The organism is Amycolatopsis endophytica (genome assembly GCF_013410405.1).
In the GTDB taxonomy this organism is placed as follows: domain Bacteria; phylum Actinomycetota; class Actinomycetes; order Mycobacteriales; family Pseudonocardiaceae; genus Amycolatopsis_E; species Amycolatopsis_E endophytica.
This window is the reverse complement of sequence record NZ_JACCFK010000001.1, coordinates 610,248-626,689: the sequence shown is the minus strand read 5'-3', so window position 1 is coordinate 626,689 and position 16,442 is coordinate 610,248. Positions and strand designations below refer to the sequence as shown.

Below are 16,442 nucleotides of genomic sequence, written 5' to 3'. Positions count from 1 at the left end.
AGCGAGTCCGTTCCGGCGTGCGAAAAGGAGAATGCAGTGGCGCACTTCGAGGTACCGGTACTGATCGTCGGCGGCGGCGGTACCGGGCTGATGACATCGATCATGCTGTCCGGCTACGGAATCGACCATCTGCTCGTCGAGCGCCACGAGTCGACGTCCGAACTGCCCAAGGCACATTACCTGAATCCGCGCACCATGGAGATCTTCCGGCAGTTCGGCCTGGCCGATGCGGTCTATGCGCAGGGCATTCCGCTGAAGGACATGTCGAAGGTCGAGTGGCGTACCACGCTGGCGGGAGACGGCCCTTTCGACGGCAAGCAGCTCTTCGAAATGGAGTGCTTCGGTGCCGGCGACTCCACCGTGGAGTACCGGCGTCACTCGGTGTGCCCACCGACGAACCTGCCCCAGCTGCGCCTCGAACCGCTGCTGCTCGCCGCAGCGCGGGACCGAAACGCCGATGCGGTGAAGTTCGGTCATGAACTCCTGGAATTCGTCCAGGACGATCAGGGAGTCGACGCGTCGGTACGCGAGATCGCCACCGGCGAGGTGCATTCGGTGCACGCCGACTACATGGTCGGCGCGGACGGTGGCAAGACGCTCGGCAGGCTTCTCGGAATAGGCATGGTCGGCGCATCCAAGGTCTTCGAGACGATCACCGCCCACGTGTCCGCCGATCTGTCCCCTTGGTGGACCGAGGGGGTGATCATTTCCCACTTCCTGCCCAGCGGTGGACGACTGGTGCCGATGGGCCCCACCTGGGGCGCGGGCTCGCAGGAATGGGTGGCGCACTTCGCGGTGTTCCCCGGTGATCCCGTGCCCGACAACGCCGAAATCGTGCGGAAGATCGGTGCGCTGATCGGCACCGATGTCGACATCGTGGTCAAGAAGATCAGTCATTGGTGGGCCGAGTCGGTGCTTGCGGAGCGGTATCAGGACGGCCGGGTTCTCTTGGTCGGCGACTCCGCGCACCGAGTGCCGCCGACGACCGGTCTCGGCCTCAACAGCGGCATCCAGGACGTGCACAACCTCGTCTGGAAACTCGCGACCGTCCTTCGAGGACACGCGCCGGCGCGCCTGCTGGACAGCTATGGGGCGGAGCGGCAGCCGGTCGGTCTGCGCAACGTCGAGTGGGCCATGTTCGCGGCCCAGAACCACCTCGCCATCGATGCGGGATTCGGCCGCATCCCGTTCCCCCTGCCGCCCGAAGTGGACCAGCTGCTCATCGGCGGCTTCTTCGCCGAGGGCTTGGTGGGCCAGGCCCGGCGAACCCGGTTCCGAAAGGTCGTCGAAACCCAGTGCATCGAGTTCTGCGCACAGGAACTCGAAATGGGCTTCGCGTATGAGAGCGGCGCAGTGGTTCCGGACGGGTCGGTGCCTGCCGCGGGCGACCCGCTCGGGCAGGTTTACCAGCCCACGACCCGCCCGGGCCATCGGCTGCCGCACGCCTGGCTGGAGAAGGAAGGCAAGCGGTCGTCGACCCATGACCTCGTCGGTGCCGACGACACCGTCGCTCTGATCACGGGCAGCCGGGGCGGCGCATGGGTTGCCGCGGCCGCGGAGGTCGCGGAGAAACTGGGCATCACCATCGCGACGGCTCAGGTCGGGAACACGCACCACGACGTGGACGGCCAATGGGAGGCCGTGCGGCAGATCGGCGAGGACGGTGCCGTGCTCGTCCGCCCGGACAACCACGTCGCGTGGCGCAGTATGTCCGGTGACGACCAGCCTGCGGTGACGCTCGCCGCAGCCGTCGAGACGGTCCTCGCACGGTGAGCGGCGGGCGGGGCGCCGCGGCGGATTCGCGGTGGCGGCTGGACGATCGTTATCTGGCTTCCGACGGCGTCGTCTACCTCACCGGTATCCAGGCGCTGGTTCGGATGATCCGGGACCGGGCACTGATCGACGACCGCCGGGGGCTTCGCTCGGCGAGCTTCGTGACCGGCTACGAAGGGTCCCCGCTCGCCGGTTACGATCTGGAGCTGGCGCGGCGGCTCGAGCTCTTCGACGATGTCGAGGTCGTGCACCGCCCGGCGGTCAACGAAGAGCTGGCCGCGACCGCCGTCGCCGGCACCCAGCTCGCCCGTCAGGCCGGTGCGCTGCGTCCGGACGGCGTGACCGGATACTGGTACGGCAAATCCCCCGGGCTCGACCGTGCCTCCGACGCCATCCGGCACGCCAACCTGATCGGCACCGACCCGCAGGGTGGCGCGGTCGCGCTCATCGGCGACGACCCGGCGGGAAAGTCCTCGACCTATCCCTGTTCATCAGAGGCGGCCGTCGCCGATCTGTACCTGCCGACGCTGTATCCCGCCGATTCGCAGGAGATCCTGGACTACGGCATCCACGCCGCTCATCTGTCCCGGTTCACCGGGACGTGGTCGGCGCTCAAAATCACCACCGCGGTCGCCGACGGCGCGAGCACCGCTGTCGTCCACCCCGATCGAGTGAGCCCGACGGTGGCGGATCTGGAGCCGAGCAGGCACCGGCCGTCCGCGAAGCTGATCGGGGCGAACCTCGCCGCGCTCGAACACAGTCTTCTCACCCGGCGGTTCCCGAGAGCCCTGGACTACGCACGCGCGAACGGACTCGATGCCATCACCGAGACGACCGGTGCGGATCGCCTGGGCATCGTCGCGGCAGGCAAGACCTACCTCGATGTGCGGGAAGCGCTGGCGCGACTGGGGCTGGGGGATCCGGCAACACTGGCCCGGCACGGAATCCGGCTGCTCAAGCTGGGCATGGTCAACCCGGTCGATCCGTTGATCGTCCGGCGCTTCGCGAAGGGTCTCCGGGAAATCATCGTGGTCGAGGAGAAGCGCGCTTTCCTCGAGACCGCGGTCAAGGACATTCTCTACGCGGGTGTGGCCGCTCCCGTCGTGGTCGGGAAGCATGACCACGAGGGACGGACACTGTTCTCCCCGTCCGGCGAGCTCGACGTGGACCGGGTGATCACCGGACTGGCCCGGCGGCTCGGCGAGATCCACGAGGTGGAGCCGGTCCGGCGATGGCTCGGGCAATCACGGCCGCCCGCTCGGATCGAGCTGCCGGTGATGGCGCGCACACCGTACTTCTGTTCCGGCTGCCCGCACAACGGTTCCACTCGCACCGACAGGGAAACCCTGGTCGGTGCCGGAATCGGCTGTCACGGTCTCGTGATGGTGATGAACGAGGAGCAGGCGGGGAACGTCCTCGGCGTGACACAGATGGGCGGGGAGGGCGCCCAGTGGTTCGGCATGGCGCCGTTCATCGACCAGGACCGGCTCGTGCAGAACATCGGGGACGGCACTTTCACGCATTCGGGCAGCCTCGCGGTGCGTGCCGCGGTCGCGTCCGGCACCAACATCACCTACCGGCTCCTGTACAACTCCGCCGTGGCGATGACCGGCGGACAGGATCCGGCCGGCGGAATGGCGTTGCGCCGCGTGATCGATTCGCTCCGGGCGGAGGGAGTTGCCGAGGTCGTCGTCACCACTGACGATGTCCGGCGGACCCGTAAGGAGGCTCGGCTCGGCCGCGACGTCACCGTCAAGCATCGTGACGAGCTCGACGCCGAGCAGGCGCGCCTGGCCTCCATCGACGGCGTCACCGTGCTGATTCATGATCAGGAGTGCGCGGCGGAGAAGCGCCGGAAGCGCAAGCGCGGGCTGGCCCCGTCCCCGGCCGAACGCGTCGTCATCAACCAGCGCATCTGCGAAGGATGCGGTGATTGTGGCGTCCAGTCGAACTGCCTGTCGGTCCGGCCGGTGCAGACCGAGTTCGGTCGTAAGACCGAGATCCACCAGTCTTCCTGCAACCTCGACTTCTCGTGCTTGCGCGGGGATTGCCCTTCCTTCGTCACGGTGGTCCCGGATGAGCGCGGAAACCCGGCGGCAGTACCGAGCGTCATCGATGCCGGCTCCATCCCGTCGCCCACCGGCGCACCGCCCGCCGAAGCGCAGGTCCGCATCGTGGGCATCGGCGGCACCGGAATCGTCACCATCGCCCAGCTACTGGCGACGGCCGCTGCACTGGACGAGAAGCACGTGCGAAGTCTCGACCAGACCGGGCTGGCGCAGAAAGGCGGCGCCGTGGTCTCCGATCTGAAGATCTCGACGGAACCTGTTCCGCGTTCGGGCAAGCTCAGCGCACGTTCCTGCGATGTCTACCTGGTGTCCGACCCGCTGGCCGGAGCCGACCCCGCGAACCTGAACGTGCTCAGCCCACAGCGGACGGTGGCGATCGTTTCGTCGGCGCGGATCCCGACCGGGCAGATGGTCGCCGACACATCGTTGGAGCTACCGGACTTCGCCGACCTGCACTCGGCAATCGCGCAGGACAGCAGGCGTTGCGTCGCACTGAACGCCGGCCGGCTTGCCCTCGACGCATTCGGAGACGAGCAGTTCAGCAACGTCCTCCTGCTCGGCGCGGCGTTCCAGACCGGCCGGCTGCCCGTATCGAGCGAGGCGATCGAACGCGCCATCGACATCAACGGGGTCGAGGTCGACCGCAACCGCCAGGCGTTCCGGCTGGGCCGGTGGCAGATGGCGAACACGGGTTCGGCTACGGACAGTGCCGCAGAACCCGACGACGGCACCTCCGGCGACGACCTCCAGCGCCTCATCGAGTTGCGGGCCGCCGATCTCGCCGAGTACCAGAGCCCCGCCTACGCCGGACGCTACCGCAGGCAGGTCGATCAGGTGCGCGAGGCGGAAAGTCGCGCTGTGCCGGATTCGACCGCGCTGACCGAGGCGGCGGCACGGTACCTGTACAAGCTGATGGCTTACAAGGACGAGTACGAAGTGGCCAGGCTCGCGCTGGACCGCGAGTTCAGATCGCAGGTGGAAGAGCAGTTCGGCACCGGCGCCAAGAGGTACGTTCACCTGCATCCGCCCATGCTGCGCGCGTGGGGCGTGCGGAACAAGCTGAAGCTCGGCAGCTGGGCCACACCGGTGTTCCGGGTGTTGAAGGCGATGCGCCGGCTGCGCGGGACACCACTGGACTTGTTCGGCTACACCAGGGTTCGCCGACTGGAACGTGACCTGATCGGCGAGTACAGCACGATGTTGCGCAAGCTGTCGGCCGGGCTGACCTCCCGCAATCACCCTGTCGCGGTGGAGATGGCGAAGCTTCCGGACGAGATCCGCGGTTATGAACAGATCAAAGTCGACAGTGCGGACCGTTATCACGAGCGGCTCGCCACGCTTCTGGAGGAGTTCGAAACGCTATGCAGACCGACGGCTTGCACCGGCCCAACCACAATGGGCACCTGATCGCCGAGTCGCTGCGCCGGCATGCGGACCGGACAGTGCTCTCGTCCGGGTCCGGTACCTACACCGGTGCCCAGCTGGCTGACGAGGTCAGCCGGTACCTGCAGGGCTTCGAGGATCTGGGGGCCGGAACCGGGTCGACCGTGGCGATCCTTTCCGGCAACCGCCCCGAAGTGGTGATCGACATCGCTGCCACGCACATCGGCGGGTACCAGCGGGTGGCGCTGCATCCGCTGGGTTCACTGGACGACCATGCCTACATTCTCGACGACGCCGGCGTCACCTCGTTGATCATCGAACCCACCCCGGAGTACGTGCAGCGCGCACTGGCCCTCCTCGACCGGGTCGCAGCCCTACGGCAGATCCTGACGTTCGGTCCGGTGCCGCCGGAGCTCGCGCACAGCGCAACCGACATCGTCGCGCACGCCGCGACGTTCACGCCGCGGCAGCCGGCCGCCGCCGCCCTGCCACCCGAGCACATCACGAGCCTCGTGTACACCGGCGGCACCACGGGAAGGCCGAAGGGCGTGCAGCTCTCGGCGGGCAGCTACTTCACCATGACCACGATCCAGCTGGCCGAATGGGAATGGCCGGACCGGCCGCGGTTCCTCAGCTGCACGCCGCTCTCGCACGCCGGGGCGGCCTTCGTGACCCCCGTGCTGGTCAAGGGCGGGACGCTGGTTCTGATGCCGCGGTTCGATGCGGCCGCGGTACTGGAGACGATCGAGAAGGAGCGGGTCACCGCACTCATGCTGGTTCCGTCGATGATCTACGCGCTGCTGGATCATCCCGACCTGCGCACTCGTGACGTGTCGTCGCTCCAGATCGTCTATTATGGAGCGGCGGCGATCAACCCCGCGCGGCTGGCAGAGGCGATCGAGCACTTCGGTCCGATCTTCGCCCAGTACTACGGCCAGTCCGAAGCCCCGATGGCCATCACGTACCTGCCCACGTACCGCCACGAGGGGCCTCGGCACACTTCCTGTGGACGGCCGACGCAGTTCGCCCGCTGCGCGATCCTCGGCGATGACGAAGAGCTGGTGCGCCCGGGTGAGGTGGGCGAAATCTGCGTCAGTGGACCGCTGCTCGGTCACGGCTACCGGAATCAACCTCGGGTGACCGGGGAAACGTTCCGTGCCGGCTGGTTGCACACGGGAGACCTCGCTCGGGAAGACCAGGACGGCTATTGGTACATCGTCGACCGGATCAAGGACATGATCGTCACCGGCGGGTTCAACGTGTTCCCGCGGGAGGTCGAGGACGTGATTTCCGAACATCCCGACGTGGAGCAGGTCTGCGTGGTGGGGACGCCGGACGAGAAATGGGGAGAAGCCGTGACCGCGGTGGTCGTGGTGCGTTCAGCCGCCCGCCGTGCCGCCGGGTTCGTCGAGGAGCTGACTGCCGAGATCCAGGCCGCGGTGCGCAACCGGAAGGGGCCAGTGCAGTCCCCGAAGCGGGTGGTGGTGCTGGACTCGATTCCGTTGACCGGCTTGGGGAAGCCGGACAAGAAGGCAGTCCGGAGCCTTCTCGAAAGCCCGACGGCCACGGAGTAGTGCACCGTCGCCTCGCCAATGACAGCAGGAGTACTGACATGAGCACAACCGAGGTCGCGACCGGTTCGGCTGTTCCCGGCCGGCACTGGATCAATGCCGAGTGGGCGCAGGCACCGGCGACCGGGAAATCGATCAATCCGTCGACAGGTGAGGTGGTCGGCCGTTACCAAGACGGTGGTGCCGACGAGGCGTCGGCTGCCATCGCCGCCGCCGGCACGGCGTTCGCCGCGGGCGACTGGGCCCGCGACGTCGACCTGCGAGCACGGGCCCTGTCGCAGATCGCGGACGGCGTGGAGGCGAACGCCCAGGAGCTGGCGTCGAGAATCAGCCGGGAGAGCGGCAAGCTGCGGTGGCAGGCGGTGTTCGAGGTCGGCACCGCGGTGCGATGGCTGCGCTACAACGCCGCGGCGGGCCTCGTCGGCTCCGATGTCGGACGGCATGCCGACATCAGCCAGGAGATACACTTCCGTTCCAGTCCCGAACCACTCGGAGTCGCGGGAATCATCACGCCGTGGAACGCGCCGATCACGTTGACTGCCAGGGCATTGGGCCCGGCGCTGGCCGCGGGATGCACAGCGGTTGTCAAAATGCCGGCGCAAACCGCGCTGACCAACTCGTTCTTCGCCGAGATCATCGCGCACTGCACGGCAATTCCGCCCGGGGTGGTGAACGTCTTCACGGAATCGGGCAGCGAGGGCGCCGAACTGCTGGCGACGTCACCGGACGTGGCGGTGCTCAGCTACACCGGCAGCACCGCGGTCGGCCGGAAGATCGTCGAAGCGAGCGCGGCCACGCTGAAGCGGCTCAATCTCGAACTGGGCGGCAAAACCCCGCTGATCCTGCTCGACGACGCCGACCTCGACGTGGCGATCCCCACTGCGGTGTCCGCGGTGACGATGTTGAACGGGCAGTTCTGCGTGACCGGATCACGGGTACTGGTCCATCGTGCGATTGCCGGCGAAGCGCGCGAGCGGCTCAGCGAAGCGTTGTCGGCGGTCCGGCCCGGCCCGAGTGACGAGCCCGGCAGCCAGATCGGCCCGCTGATCGACCGGGCAAGCGCCGAACGGGTCGACCGGCTGGTGGAAGACGCCCTGCCGGATGCAATGCCGTTGGTCCGGGGCGGGCTGATCACCGACGGCCCGCTCGCCGCCGGGGCGTTCTACCGGCCGACCCTGCTCGAGGTCGAGCGGCTGGACATTCCGGTGGTCCAGGAGGAACTGTTCGGTCCCGTGCAGACCTTCGAGGTGTTCGATTCGGACGCCGAGGCGGTGCGCCGGGCGAACGCGACCGAATACGGTTTGGGTGCGGCGATCTTCACGCGGAACACCGGTCGTGCACGCGCGTTGGGCCGGGCACTGCAGGCGGCGGGTGTGTGGATCAACACGTGGGGGCTGCTGAACGAGAAGTTCGAACAGGGCGGCTACAAGGCGAGCGGCAACGGAGGTTTCCTCTGTGGGCCGCGCGCGCTGGAGCAGTTCCAGCAGGTGAAGGTCTACGCGGAGCTGGCGATCCCGCACGGATGAGGGCGCCGCGACCGGAGGCGCAAATACCATGTTCGGGGTCCACCGGTGGGTGCCCGTCGGTCCCGACGCACCGCGCCCCGGATCCGAAAGGTGGAGATGTGCCGGAAACCAGTCATCGTCCCGGTACTCAAGGAGGCGCGCGCGGACGACCCGATCGTGCGGTCGGTCCGTGTCGTGCCAGGGCCGCGGTCGTACCGAGCCGTGCGCGGTGCCGCCCGCCGAGGTTCGCAGAGCGCGTCGGCGGGGACAGGGCTGTGACAACGGCGACCGGGAGGCTCCGAGGACGGCAGAACCACGGACACACACCGCCGGCACGGAGCAGACCGATGGGAGACCACGCGCGCAGAGACGCGCACGGACCGTTTGCGGGAGTGGATGATCACGCGCGGCCTCCGGCCGGAAGGCCGGTTGTCACTGGCGCGTATCGGCGCCGGTCAATCGAACCTGACCTTCCGGGTCGGTGATGGATCCGGTCGGAGCTGGGTCCTTCGACGGCCGCCCTGGGGTGAGAAGCTCGAGTCGGCTCATGATGTCCTGCGCGAAGCCCGGATCATGGCGGGCGCTGGGCACCACCCCGGTTCCCGTTCCGGTCGTCCACGGAACGCTGGTGGACGGCGAGGCCGGGGACGTACCAGCGGTGCTGATGTCGCGGGTGGACGGGTTCGTCCTCGACCGTCGTGAGGTCGTCGACGCCATCCCCTTGGGCAGGCGGTCCGAAGCGGCGCATTCCCTCGTCGCCGCGATGGCCGCAGTGCACCGGGTCGACCTCGCCGAGACCGGCCTGGCGGGTCAGGCGAGCACCAAGCCGTATGCACAGCGCCAGTTGCGGCGCTGGTCGGCACAGTGGGAGGCGTCGCGTACCCGTGACCTCCCGATGCTTGACCGGCTCACCGAACGACTGTGGCGGGCCGTTCCCGTTCAGCACGAGACGACACTCGTGCACGGCGATCCGAACCTGCGCAACGTGATCCTGTCGCCGGAGCCGGGCGCGGTGGCCGCGGTGCTGGACCGGGAACTCAGCACGCTCAGTGAGCCGCTCGCTGACCTCGGCACACTATTCGCGTGCTGGCCAGCGGGGACGAAGCCGGAGTGGGAAGTCCTGGGACTCCCACCCGCGAGCGGATCGTCGCCCTCGTGGAGCGGGCCTGTGCCACCGCCGACATCCACGGGATCTAGGCCAGTGCCGTGGGCACGTCCGGGACCTTGAACGCGACCGCGGCGATACCGTCGGTGATGTCCTCGTCGGGACCGGCCAACGCCAGCCTGGTGCCGCCCGCGTCGAGCGCGGCGTGACGATCGCTGTCGACGAAGCTGGTGGTGGTACCGAAACCACTCGAAGAGAAGCGCGCGGCGGCGGCGACGTCGGTGGCGGGGTGCAGGACGTTGCCGATCTTGGCGGCAACCTCGACAGTCGAAGCTGGGAAAAGGAACTTCGCGGGAGCGGGTTGGCGAGTCCCACAGCACGGCGGGGCTGTTGCGGTACGAGTCCACGACGGGTCCCGACCATGACCAGATCCCGGAGTTGCTGGCCCGGATCCGGCAGATCGAGCACAGCCAGGCCACCCGCGCTCGGCCTCGACCGCCAGGTACTGCTGGTGCTGATAATGCTGCGCCACAACGTCAACCAGATGCTGGCCGCGGACTGCTTCGGCGTCTCCCACCCCGCCGTCTCCCGCATCTACCGACGCCTGATACCCCTGCTACCCGAGGCACTGCAGACCGGATCGTGCTGGTCGATGGCACCCTCATCCCCATCGGCAACCGGGGGAAAGGACCACACCACCCCGCAAGCGAACTACTCCGGCAACACCACGAAGCCGGCCTGGCCATCCAAGTCCTGCCCGGCCGCACCCACGACCGCACCGCCCACACCACCGTCATCGGCGACCTCGGCTACCAAGCCACCCCCGTCCCGCGACCCCGCCTTCCGAGCGAAGCGCGCCGGACGAGCCGACGGTCTCGGCGGGTCATCTCACGCGGTGGAACGAGCGGTCGAGCGCACGGCGGCGACCTCGGCCGCGGTGCGGACGAAGACGGCGAGGGCGCGGTCACGACGTTCCTCGCACCAGGCGGCGAGGAGGGTCGTCGCACGCCCGTCGACGGGAATGGTCACCAGGTCACGGCCGAGGTCGCGGGCCACGGACTCGGGCAGCACGGCGATCATGCGGCCGAGGGCGATGAGCTCGGCTACCTGCCCGGTGTCGGTGATGACCGGCCCGTGGCCGGGCGAGTCGGTGGTCCAGCGGGGGAAGGTCTCGCCGATGAGGTCGGCCATTCGCACCGACGCGCGCGTGGCCAGTCGGTGCGTGCGCGGCAGCACCACCAGTTCGCGCTCGGTCAGCAACTCGTCGGTGGCCAGTCCGGACAGGTCGTGCTGGGGCAGGCGCAACAACGCGACGTCCGCGGTTCCCGCACGCAGCAGGGTCTTCTCCTCACCGATGCGGCAGATCAGCACCTCGACCTCGATCGTGTCGGCGAGCTGCGCAAGGAGAGGTTCGAGCAGACCGGCGTCGCCACCCGGTTTCGCCACGACCCGCAGTCGTTCCCTGACCCGCCCGGCGTCGCGTACCGCGCGCTCGGCCGCGGCCAGGGCCGCGAGTGCGCGGCGGCCCTCCTGCAGCAGAACCTCACCAGCGTGGGTGAGCGAGACCGTCCGGCTGCTGCGGTCCAGCAGCCGGAGATCGAGCCGGCGTTCCAGTCGTTGGATCGCCCGGGACAGCGGAGGCTGCGCGATGCCGAGCCGGACAGCGGCGCGGCTGAAGTTCCGCTCCTCGGCTACCGCGACGAAGTAGGCGAGTTCTCTCGAGTCCATACCGTCAGGGTATAGGTGGCGGGTGCGTTCGGTCTTGGTGTACGCCGGCCCCAGCTGGTGCACTCGACCCATGACGGACGCAGTCGAAGGAAAATCCAATGTGGATCTGATGAGGTTGTTCGTCGGGCAGGTGCAACAGCGGGGCCGGCTCGAGCTGATCGACTCGCTCGTCCATCCCGACTTCCGCAACCACACGGTCGAACCAGGACAGCCAGCGGACCGGGACGGAGTCCGGGCGACCATGGCGGCCATGCACGCGGCGTTCACCGGGCTCAGCGTCGAAATCCTGCACTGTGTCGGGGACGGGGACCTGGTGGCCACCCACAAGACGTTTCGCGGGCGGCACACCGGCCCGTGGTTCGGCGTTCCCCCGTCCGGGAACCAGGTCGAGTTCCGGGTCATGGACGTGGCGCGGTACCGGGACGGGCAGATGGCCGAACACTGGGCGATCGCCGACGCGCTGACCCTCCTCCGGCAGGCCGGTGCGCTCCCCTGATGCCGACGTAACCGCCCGGTTCCGGTGCGATGGTCACCGGAACCGGACGGGAGCCCTCTGGCGTGACGTCGCCGCTGTTCGGGCTGAGGGTCTGCCCGGCGAACAGGTTGCCGCCGGGGTCGGTGCGGTGCGGCGCTGTTCCTGGCCTCGGACGGTGTGACCGCCGCGGCACAATCGATTTCGGAGGAACACATGCGACGCGTGGTCTGCGAGGCGTTCGGCGATCCCCGTGCCCTGCGGGTGGTGGAGGAACCGGCACCGCGGCCGGGGCCCGGTGAGGTGCTCATCGAGGCGGCGGCCGTCAGCGCCAGTTTCGTGGACGGGCTCATCGTCCGCGGCGCCTACGCCTCCCACATCGTGGTGCCTGCCGAGGTCGCCGTCCCGGCGCCGTGTCCGTCGAGGTCGCCGCGGCCATGGAGAGCTACCTGACGCTGGCCTTCGCGACCACGCATCGCGTCAAGATCGAGGCAGGCGAACACGTCGTCGTCCTCGGCGCGAGCGGGGGCATCGGATCAGCCGCCGTCGATGTGGCGCGCAGCCTCGGTGCCCACGTCGTCGCGGTGGCGTCGACCGACGGCAAACGCGCCGCGGCCAAGGAGGCGGGCGCCGACGTGGTCCTCGGCTACGACAACCTCAAGGACGACATCCGAGCCGCGACCGGCGGTGGCGCGGATGTCGTCATCGACCCGGTCGGCGGGCCCGCGGCGGAAAGCGCGTTACGCGCGCTGGCGACGGGCGGACGTTTCTGCGTGCTCGGCTTCGCGTCCGGTGACATCCCGCGGTTGCCGTCCAACATCGTCCTGCTGCGCAACCGTTTCGTCATCGGCGTCGACTGGGGTCACTGGTCGAGCGAAGCCGGGGGAGCCCACGGGAACGCGAAGCTGCTCACCGACGTCCTCGCCACCGTGGCGAGTGGAAAGCTGCGTCCGGGACAACCGTCGACCGCGCCACTCGCCGACGCCGGCCGGGTGCTCCAGCTGTTCGGAGAGCGCCACGCCATCGGCAAGTACGTGCTGCACCCCTGATCCGGCGGAAGGACTTCACGTTACGCCTGAGCGAGACTACCTTCTGCCAGAAGCGGCGGAGGGGCCCCGGATTCCGTCCAGGAGGTAGATGGTGCGGCGGTCGTAGTCGTCCCGGGGTGGCCGCTTGCCGTGCTTGAGGGCGAGGGCGTTGTCCAGGACGAGTGCGTGCAGGTCACCCGCCGTGAACTCCGGCCGCAGCGCATCGCCGGCTTGCGCCGCTGCGACGAGCTCCTCGTTGGCCTGGCTTCCGGCCCGGCAGATCTCCATCAGCTGCGCCGAATGCGGATACGTCTGCAACAGCACGTCGTTGAAGGCGGGCTGGCGGTACTGGAGGTCGCGGAGTGCGGTGACGTAGTACTTGATCCGCTCGCCCACGTCATCGATGGCCCGAGCGCGGTCGATGACGGCGAACAGTTCACTCGCCACGAGTTCTTCGATGACGGCTTCGATGAGGCCGATCCGCCCGCCGAACCGGTTGAAGATCGTCGCCTTGCTCACCCCGGCCGCCTTGGCGACCGTCTCCAGCGGCACCGTCAGGCCCTGCCCCTGGAAGGCGCCGATCGCGGCAGAGCGGATCTGTTCGGAATTGCGCCGGGCGTCGGCGCGCAGCCGGGATCCCGAAGGCACCACACTCACCGTCCCGTCCTGTCCATCGGCGCAATTTGACTCCTGTGGTCAGTTTACCTACGGTCGTAGCCAGGAGCGAAACTGACCCAGTTGGTCAACTTGTGATTCCGGGAGATCAAGAACATGATCGTTGTGACTGGCGCCACCGGTGGGCTGGGCGGCACCACCGTCGAGCACCTCCTCAAGCGCGTACCCGCCGACCAGATCGGCATCAGCGTCCGCGACACCGCCAAGGCGCAGCACTTCGCCGACCGCGGCGTACGCGTACGGCAGGGCACCTACGAGGATCCGGCCGCGCTGCGCACCGCCTTCGCCGGTGCCGACCAGGTCCTTCTGGTATCCGGTAACGACCCGGACGCCGACGTGGTCAGCCTGCACCGCAATGCCATCGAAGCCGCGGTCGCGGCCGGGGCCCGGCACATCCTCTACACCAGCCAGCAGGGCGCCGTCCCCGGCAACCCGTACCGGCCGTCGGACATCCACATCGCCACCGAGGCGCTCCTCGGCGACTCGGGCGCCGCCTGGACCGCACTGCGCAACGGCGCCTACGGCCCACTTGACCAGGTGCTCGGCCCGTGGCGGCAGACCGGCGTGATCGCCCAGCCGCAAGACGGCCCCGTCCCCTACACCGACCGTGCCGACATAGCCGAGGCCACCGCGGTCATTCTCGCCGGTGACCGTTCCTTCGACGGCCCCGTCAACCTCACCGCGTCCAACGCCGTCACCTTCGAGGACGTCGCGAAGATCGCCTCCGACCTCACCGGTAGCCGTGTTGAGCGCATCGTCCTGGATGACGAGCAGTGGGTCGCCGAGCAGATCGCGACCGGTGTCCCGGAGCAGATGGCCCGGCTCCTGCTCACCTGGTACCAGGCCGCCCGCGCCGGCTACTTCACCGAAACCAGTCCGCTGCTGGCCGAACTGCTGGGCCGCGAGCCCCGCACCGCCGCTGAACGGCTCGCGGCCCACGTCGCCGCCTGAAGCTGGCCTTCTTTTCATCGCCTGATCGTTGATCCAGGTGCGGTGGCCTGCAACGGGGCCGCGTTCGGCACGTGCCGGTAGGGGATCGGCGGCGGACGGCAACGACGAGGCCGTGGGACTCGGTTATCGCCTGCCGAACAGTCCGCTGAGGACGAGGTCGGCGAGCTGCCGTGCGGTGCGCTCCTGGCTTTCGGTGGTGATCGGCTGCTCGCGGCCCAGCCTGGTCGCCAGCGGCAGCTGCACGAGACCCGCGACCGGGCTGATCAACGCGAAGAACAGTACGTCCGCCGGTGTGGCCGGAATGCGGCCCTCGGCGGCCAGCCGGTCGACGGCGGGTTGCAATGACGCGAGCGTCGGTGCGACGTAGTTGTCGAAGAAGTAGTCGAGGCGCTCGGACTCCCGGCAGAACTCGTCGGCGAGCAGCCTGCCGAGCAACGGCGTGTGGACGGAAGCCCGGTAGAACAGCTCGATCACGGCGCGGACGCGGTCGGCGTCGTCCATCTCGGCGTCCAGGATTTCCTGACGCTTCCGCTGTTCCCAGTGCAGCGCCCGGTCGACCACGGCCCGCCAGAAGTTGGCCTTGGAGCCGTAGCGGTCATTGATGAAGTTGTGGTTGACGCCGAGGCGTTTGGCCAGCTCGCGCGCGGACGCCCGGTCGTACCCCAGCTCGGCGAAAGCCTCCATGCCGCGCAGGAGGACCTCGTCTTCGCCGGGCGCGGAGCCCGCGCCGACCCGCCCGACCACCATGCCCCGACCTTACCGGCAGGCCGCGTGCGGACTTGTCGCGCGGTTGCTCCACCCGATCTGTCGGGTGAAGTCGCGCTGATCACCACCAAGCATGGGGTGAACGCGATCGCGGTGAAGGCGAACGCCGATGTCGAGGGGGTCGACGAGCCGCTTCTGCAGAACACCGAAGAGCAGTTCGACAAGCTGTTCGCCATCAACGCCAAGGGCACGTTCTTCGCCCTGAAGAACGCGGGAAGGCACGTGGCCGACACGGCCGCATCATCTACGCGGGATCGAGCACCACGATCAGCCCGGTTCCCGGCACCGGTCTGTACGGGGTCAACACGATCGTGCCGACCGCGATCGAAGGCGCCGGCGTGTTCACGACCATTGATGACGACGACCCGTTCAAGCAGCTGAACAAGGCGCGCCCGCCCGGAGGACGTCGCGGACGCCGCCGAGTACCTGGCGAGCGACCTCGCGTCCTGGGTGAGCGGTCAGCACCTCGTGGTCAGCGGCGGCGCACCACAGTGAACGGACTCACCACATCGCCGAAACTTCGTCCGCGAGAGCTGCACCTTGTGCCCGTCCGGCCTGCGCGGCGGCTGGGCGGCGTCGGGGAGCGTAGGGGTTGGGGCCGATGGCCTCGACGCTGTGTTCGTCGGGTGTGATGAGGCGGACTTCGGCGTTCTCGGCGGGCGTTTCGGCATCCGCGGCCGCGCCGGGGATGCGTCCGTAGCCCGCGGGCATCGGCGCCAGGATGACGATCTTGTCGTGCCCGGCGGCCAATTTTGCGTTGGTGGTGGAGACCATTCCGCCGTCCACCCAGGAACGGCCCTGGAACCGTTCGAGCGGCCATACGCCGGGAACCGCGCCGCTGGCGGCGACGGCGTCGGCGAGTGTCACGCCCGAGCGCCGGTCGAACAGGTGCAGTTCGCCGGTGTCGGCGTCGATGGCGGTGATCTCCAGGCTTGCCGGCCAGTCGGTGGTGACCAGACGGGAGGCCACGACCCGGCGGCGGACGGCCGCGGGCACAGGCTCGGGGTCGGCTTGGGAGATTCGCCCCATCGCCGCGCCGACCTTGCGCGGATCGTCGCCACCCTCTTCGAGCGCCGCCCACCAGGCCTGCATCGTGGCCTCGGATGCCTTGACGTCCACCTCGTTCTCGTCCGCGACCAGCTGGGCGGCGAAGAGCCGATCCAAATCGTGACCGCCGGCGACCGCGGTTCCCACGAACGACCCCGCCGAGGTTCCGATCACCGACGCGGCCTTGCTCCAGTCGACACCCCCGGCGGCAAGCCCCGCCAGCACGCCGACCTCCCACGCGATGCCGGTCACCCCGCCCCCGCCGAGCACGAGCGCACGCGACGGATGCCGAGTCGGCTGGGTCATGGGAGGACTCCTCACGTCTCACTCTGAATGTCAGTATCTGACATTGACGACACTATCAGCCAAT

General features: G+C 68.6%; 15 protein-coding genes and 2 pseudogenes. 13 read left to right on the top strand and 4 right to left on the bottom strand.

What is annotated here, in order from left to right:
• The first annotated feature begins 36 nt into the window (after positions 1-36).
• The 6 genes and pseudogenes from HNR02_RS03040 to HNR02_RS03020 all read left to right on the top strand — a co-directional run bounded on the left by HNR02_RS03040 (position 37) and on the right by HNR02_RS03020 (position 9,529).
• Positions 37-1,773 carry an FAD-dependent monooxygenase gene (locus tag HNR02_RS03040; protein WP_179771705.1) on the top strand — a complete coding sequence of 579 codons (1,737 nt, stop codon included), beginning with the start codon at positions 37-39 and terminating at the stop codon, positions 1,771-1,773.
• Entirely contained in the window at positions 1,770-5,249 is a 3,480-nt protein-coding gene (locus HNR02_RS03035; RefSeq protein ID WP_179771704.1) for an indolepyruvate ferredoxin oxidoreductase family protein, read from the top strand. The genes HNR02_RS03040 and HNR02_RS03035 overlap by 4 nt, the downstream gene beginning before the upstream one ends.
• Entirely contained in the window at positions 5,204-6,799 is a 1,596-nt protein-coding gene (locus HNR02_RS03030) for an AMP-binding protein (protein WP_179771703.1), read from the top strand. The genes HNR02_RS03035 and HNR02_RS03030 overlap by 46 nt, the downstream gene beginning before the upstream one ends.
• A 38-nt stretch (positions 6,800-6,837) precedes the next feature.
• Positions 6,838-8,322, top strand: coding sequence for an aldehyde dehydrogenase family protein (locus tag HNR02_RS03025; protein WP_179771702.1), 1,485 nt, complete (start codon positions 6,838-6,840; stop codon positions 8,320-8,322).
• A 375-nt stretch (positions 8,323-8,697) separates the two neighbouring features.
• Positions 8,698-8,829: pseudogene (locus HNR02_RS36710) on the top strand (phosphotransferase family protein); the annotation flags it as partial.
• Between the two features lie 19 nt (positions 8,830-8,848).
• Entirely contained in the window at positions 8,849-9,529 is a 681-nt protein-coding gene (locus HNR02_RS03020; protein WP_218902618.1) for a phosphotransferase family protein, read from the top strand.
• Here the strand turns inward: HNR02_RS03020 and HNR02_RS37000 are convergent.
• On the bottom strand, positions 9,495-9,983 hold the full coding sequence (locus tag HNR02_RS37000) for a VOC family protein (protein WP_246338484.1): 489 nt from the start codon (positions 9,981-9,983) through the stop codon (positions 9,495-9,497). The two genes, HNR02_RS03020 and HNR02_RS37000, sit on opposite strands and share 35 nt — an antisense overlap.
• On the opposite strand from HNR02_RS37000, the gene HNR02_RS36995 reads away from it, so the two are divergent.
• The 4 genes from HNR02_RS36995 (at position 9,927) to HNR02_RS03000 (ending at position 12,655) form a co-directional block, all read left to right on the top strand.
• The gene (locus HNR02_RS36995) at positions 9,927-11,114 is read left to right on the top strand and encodes a helix-turn-helix domain-containing protein (protein ID WP_512698887.1); all 1,188 of its coding nucleotides are present in this window, start codon (positions 9,927-9,929) and stop codon (positions 11,112-11,114) included. The two genes, HNR02_RS37000 and HNR02_RS36995, sit on opposite strands and share 57 nt — an antisense overlap.
• Before the next feature lie 90 nt (positions 11,115-11,204).
• Positions 11,205-11,630: an ester cyclase gene (locus tag HNR02_RS03005; protein WP_179771700.1), complete on the top strand. Its 426-nt coding sequence runs from the start codon at positions 11,205-11,207 to the stop codon at positions 11,628-11,630.
• 192 nt (positions 11,631-11,822) lie between these two features.
• Positions 11,823-12,059 (top strand): hypothetical protein, encoded by a 237-nt coding sequence (locus tag HNR02_RS34995; protein WP_218902616.1) that lies wholly within the window; start codon positions 11,823-11,825, stop codon positions 12,057-12,059.
• On the top strand, positions 12,020-12,655 hold the full coding sequence (locus tag HNR02_RS03000) for a zinc-binding dehydrogenase (RefSeq protein WP_218902614.1): 636 nt from the start codon (positions 12,020-12,022) through the stop codon (positions 12,653-12,655). Before HNR02_RS34995 ends, HNR02_RS03000 begins: the two co-directional genes overlap by 40 nt.
• Positions 12,656-12,691: 36 nt before the next feature.
• Here the strand turns inward: HNR02_RS03000 and HNR02_RS02995 are convergent, their stop codons facing one another.
• Positions 12,692-13,282, bottom strand: a complete 591-nt coding sequence (locus tag HNR02_RS02995; protein ID WP_312860887.1) for a TetR/AcrR family transcriptional regulator — start codon at positions 13,280-13,282, stop codon at positions 12,692-12,694.
• Between the two features lie 123 nt (positions 13,283-13,405).
• On the opposite strand from HNR02_RS02995, the gene HNR02_RS02990 reads away from it, so the two are divergent.
• Positions 13,406-14,260 carry an NmrA family NAD(P)-binding protein gene (locus HNR02_RS02990; RefSeq protein ID WP_179771698.1) on the top strand — a complete coding sequence of 285 codons (855 nt, stop codon included), beginning with the start codon at positions 13,406-13,408 and terminating at the stop codon, positions 14,258-14,260.
• Between the two features lie 123 nt (positions 14,261-14,383).
• On the opposite strand, the gene HNR02_RS02985 is transcribed toward HNR02_RS02990, so the two are convergent.
• The gene (locus HNR02_RS02985) at positions 14,384-15,007 is read right to left on the bottom strand and encodes a TetR/AcrR family transcriptional regulator (protein WP_179771697.1); all 624 of its coding nucleotides are present in this window, start codon (positions 15,005-15,007) and stop codon (positions 14,384-14,386) included.
• 96 nt (positions 15,008-15,103) lie between these two features.
• On the opposite strand from HNR02_RS02985, the gene HNR02_RS34990 reads away from it, so the two are divergent.
• Together HNR02_RS34990 and HNR02_RS36015 are read left to right on the top strand one after the other, a co-directional pair.
• Positions 15,104-15,406: a hypothetical protein gene (locus HNR02_RS34990; RefSeq protein ID WP_218902612.1), complete on the top strand. Its 303-nt coding sequence runs from the start codon at positions 15,104-15,106 to the stop codon at positions 15,404-15,406.
• 15 nt (positions 15,407-15,421) lie between these two features.
• Positions 15,422-15,520: pseudogene (locus tag HNR02_RS36015) on the top strand (SDR family oxidoreductase); the annotation flags it as partial.
• Between the two features lie 6 nt (positions 15,521-15,526).
• Here the strand turns inward: HNR02_RS36015 and HNR02_RS02975 are convergent.
• Entirely contained in the window at positions 15,527-16,378 is an 852-nt protein-coding gene (locus HNR02_RS02975) for a patatin-like phospholipase family protein (protein ID WP_179771696.1), read from the bottom strand.
• Positions 16,379-16,442: the final 64 nt, after the last annotated feature.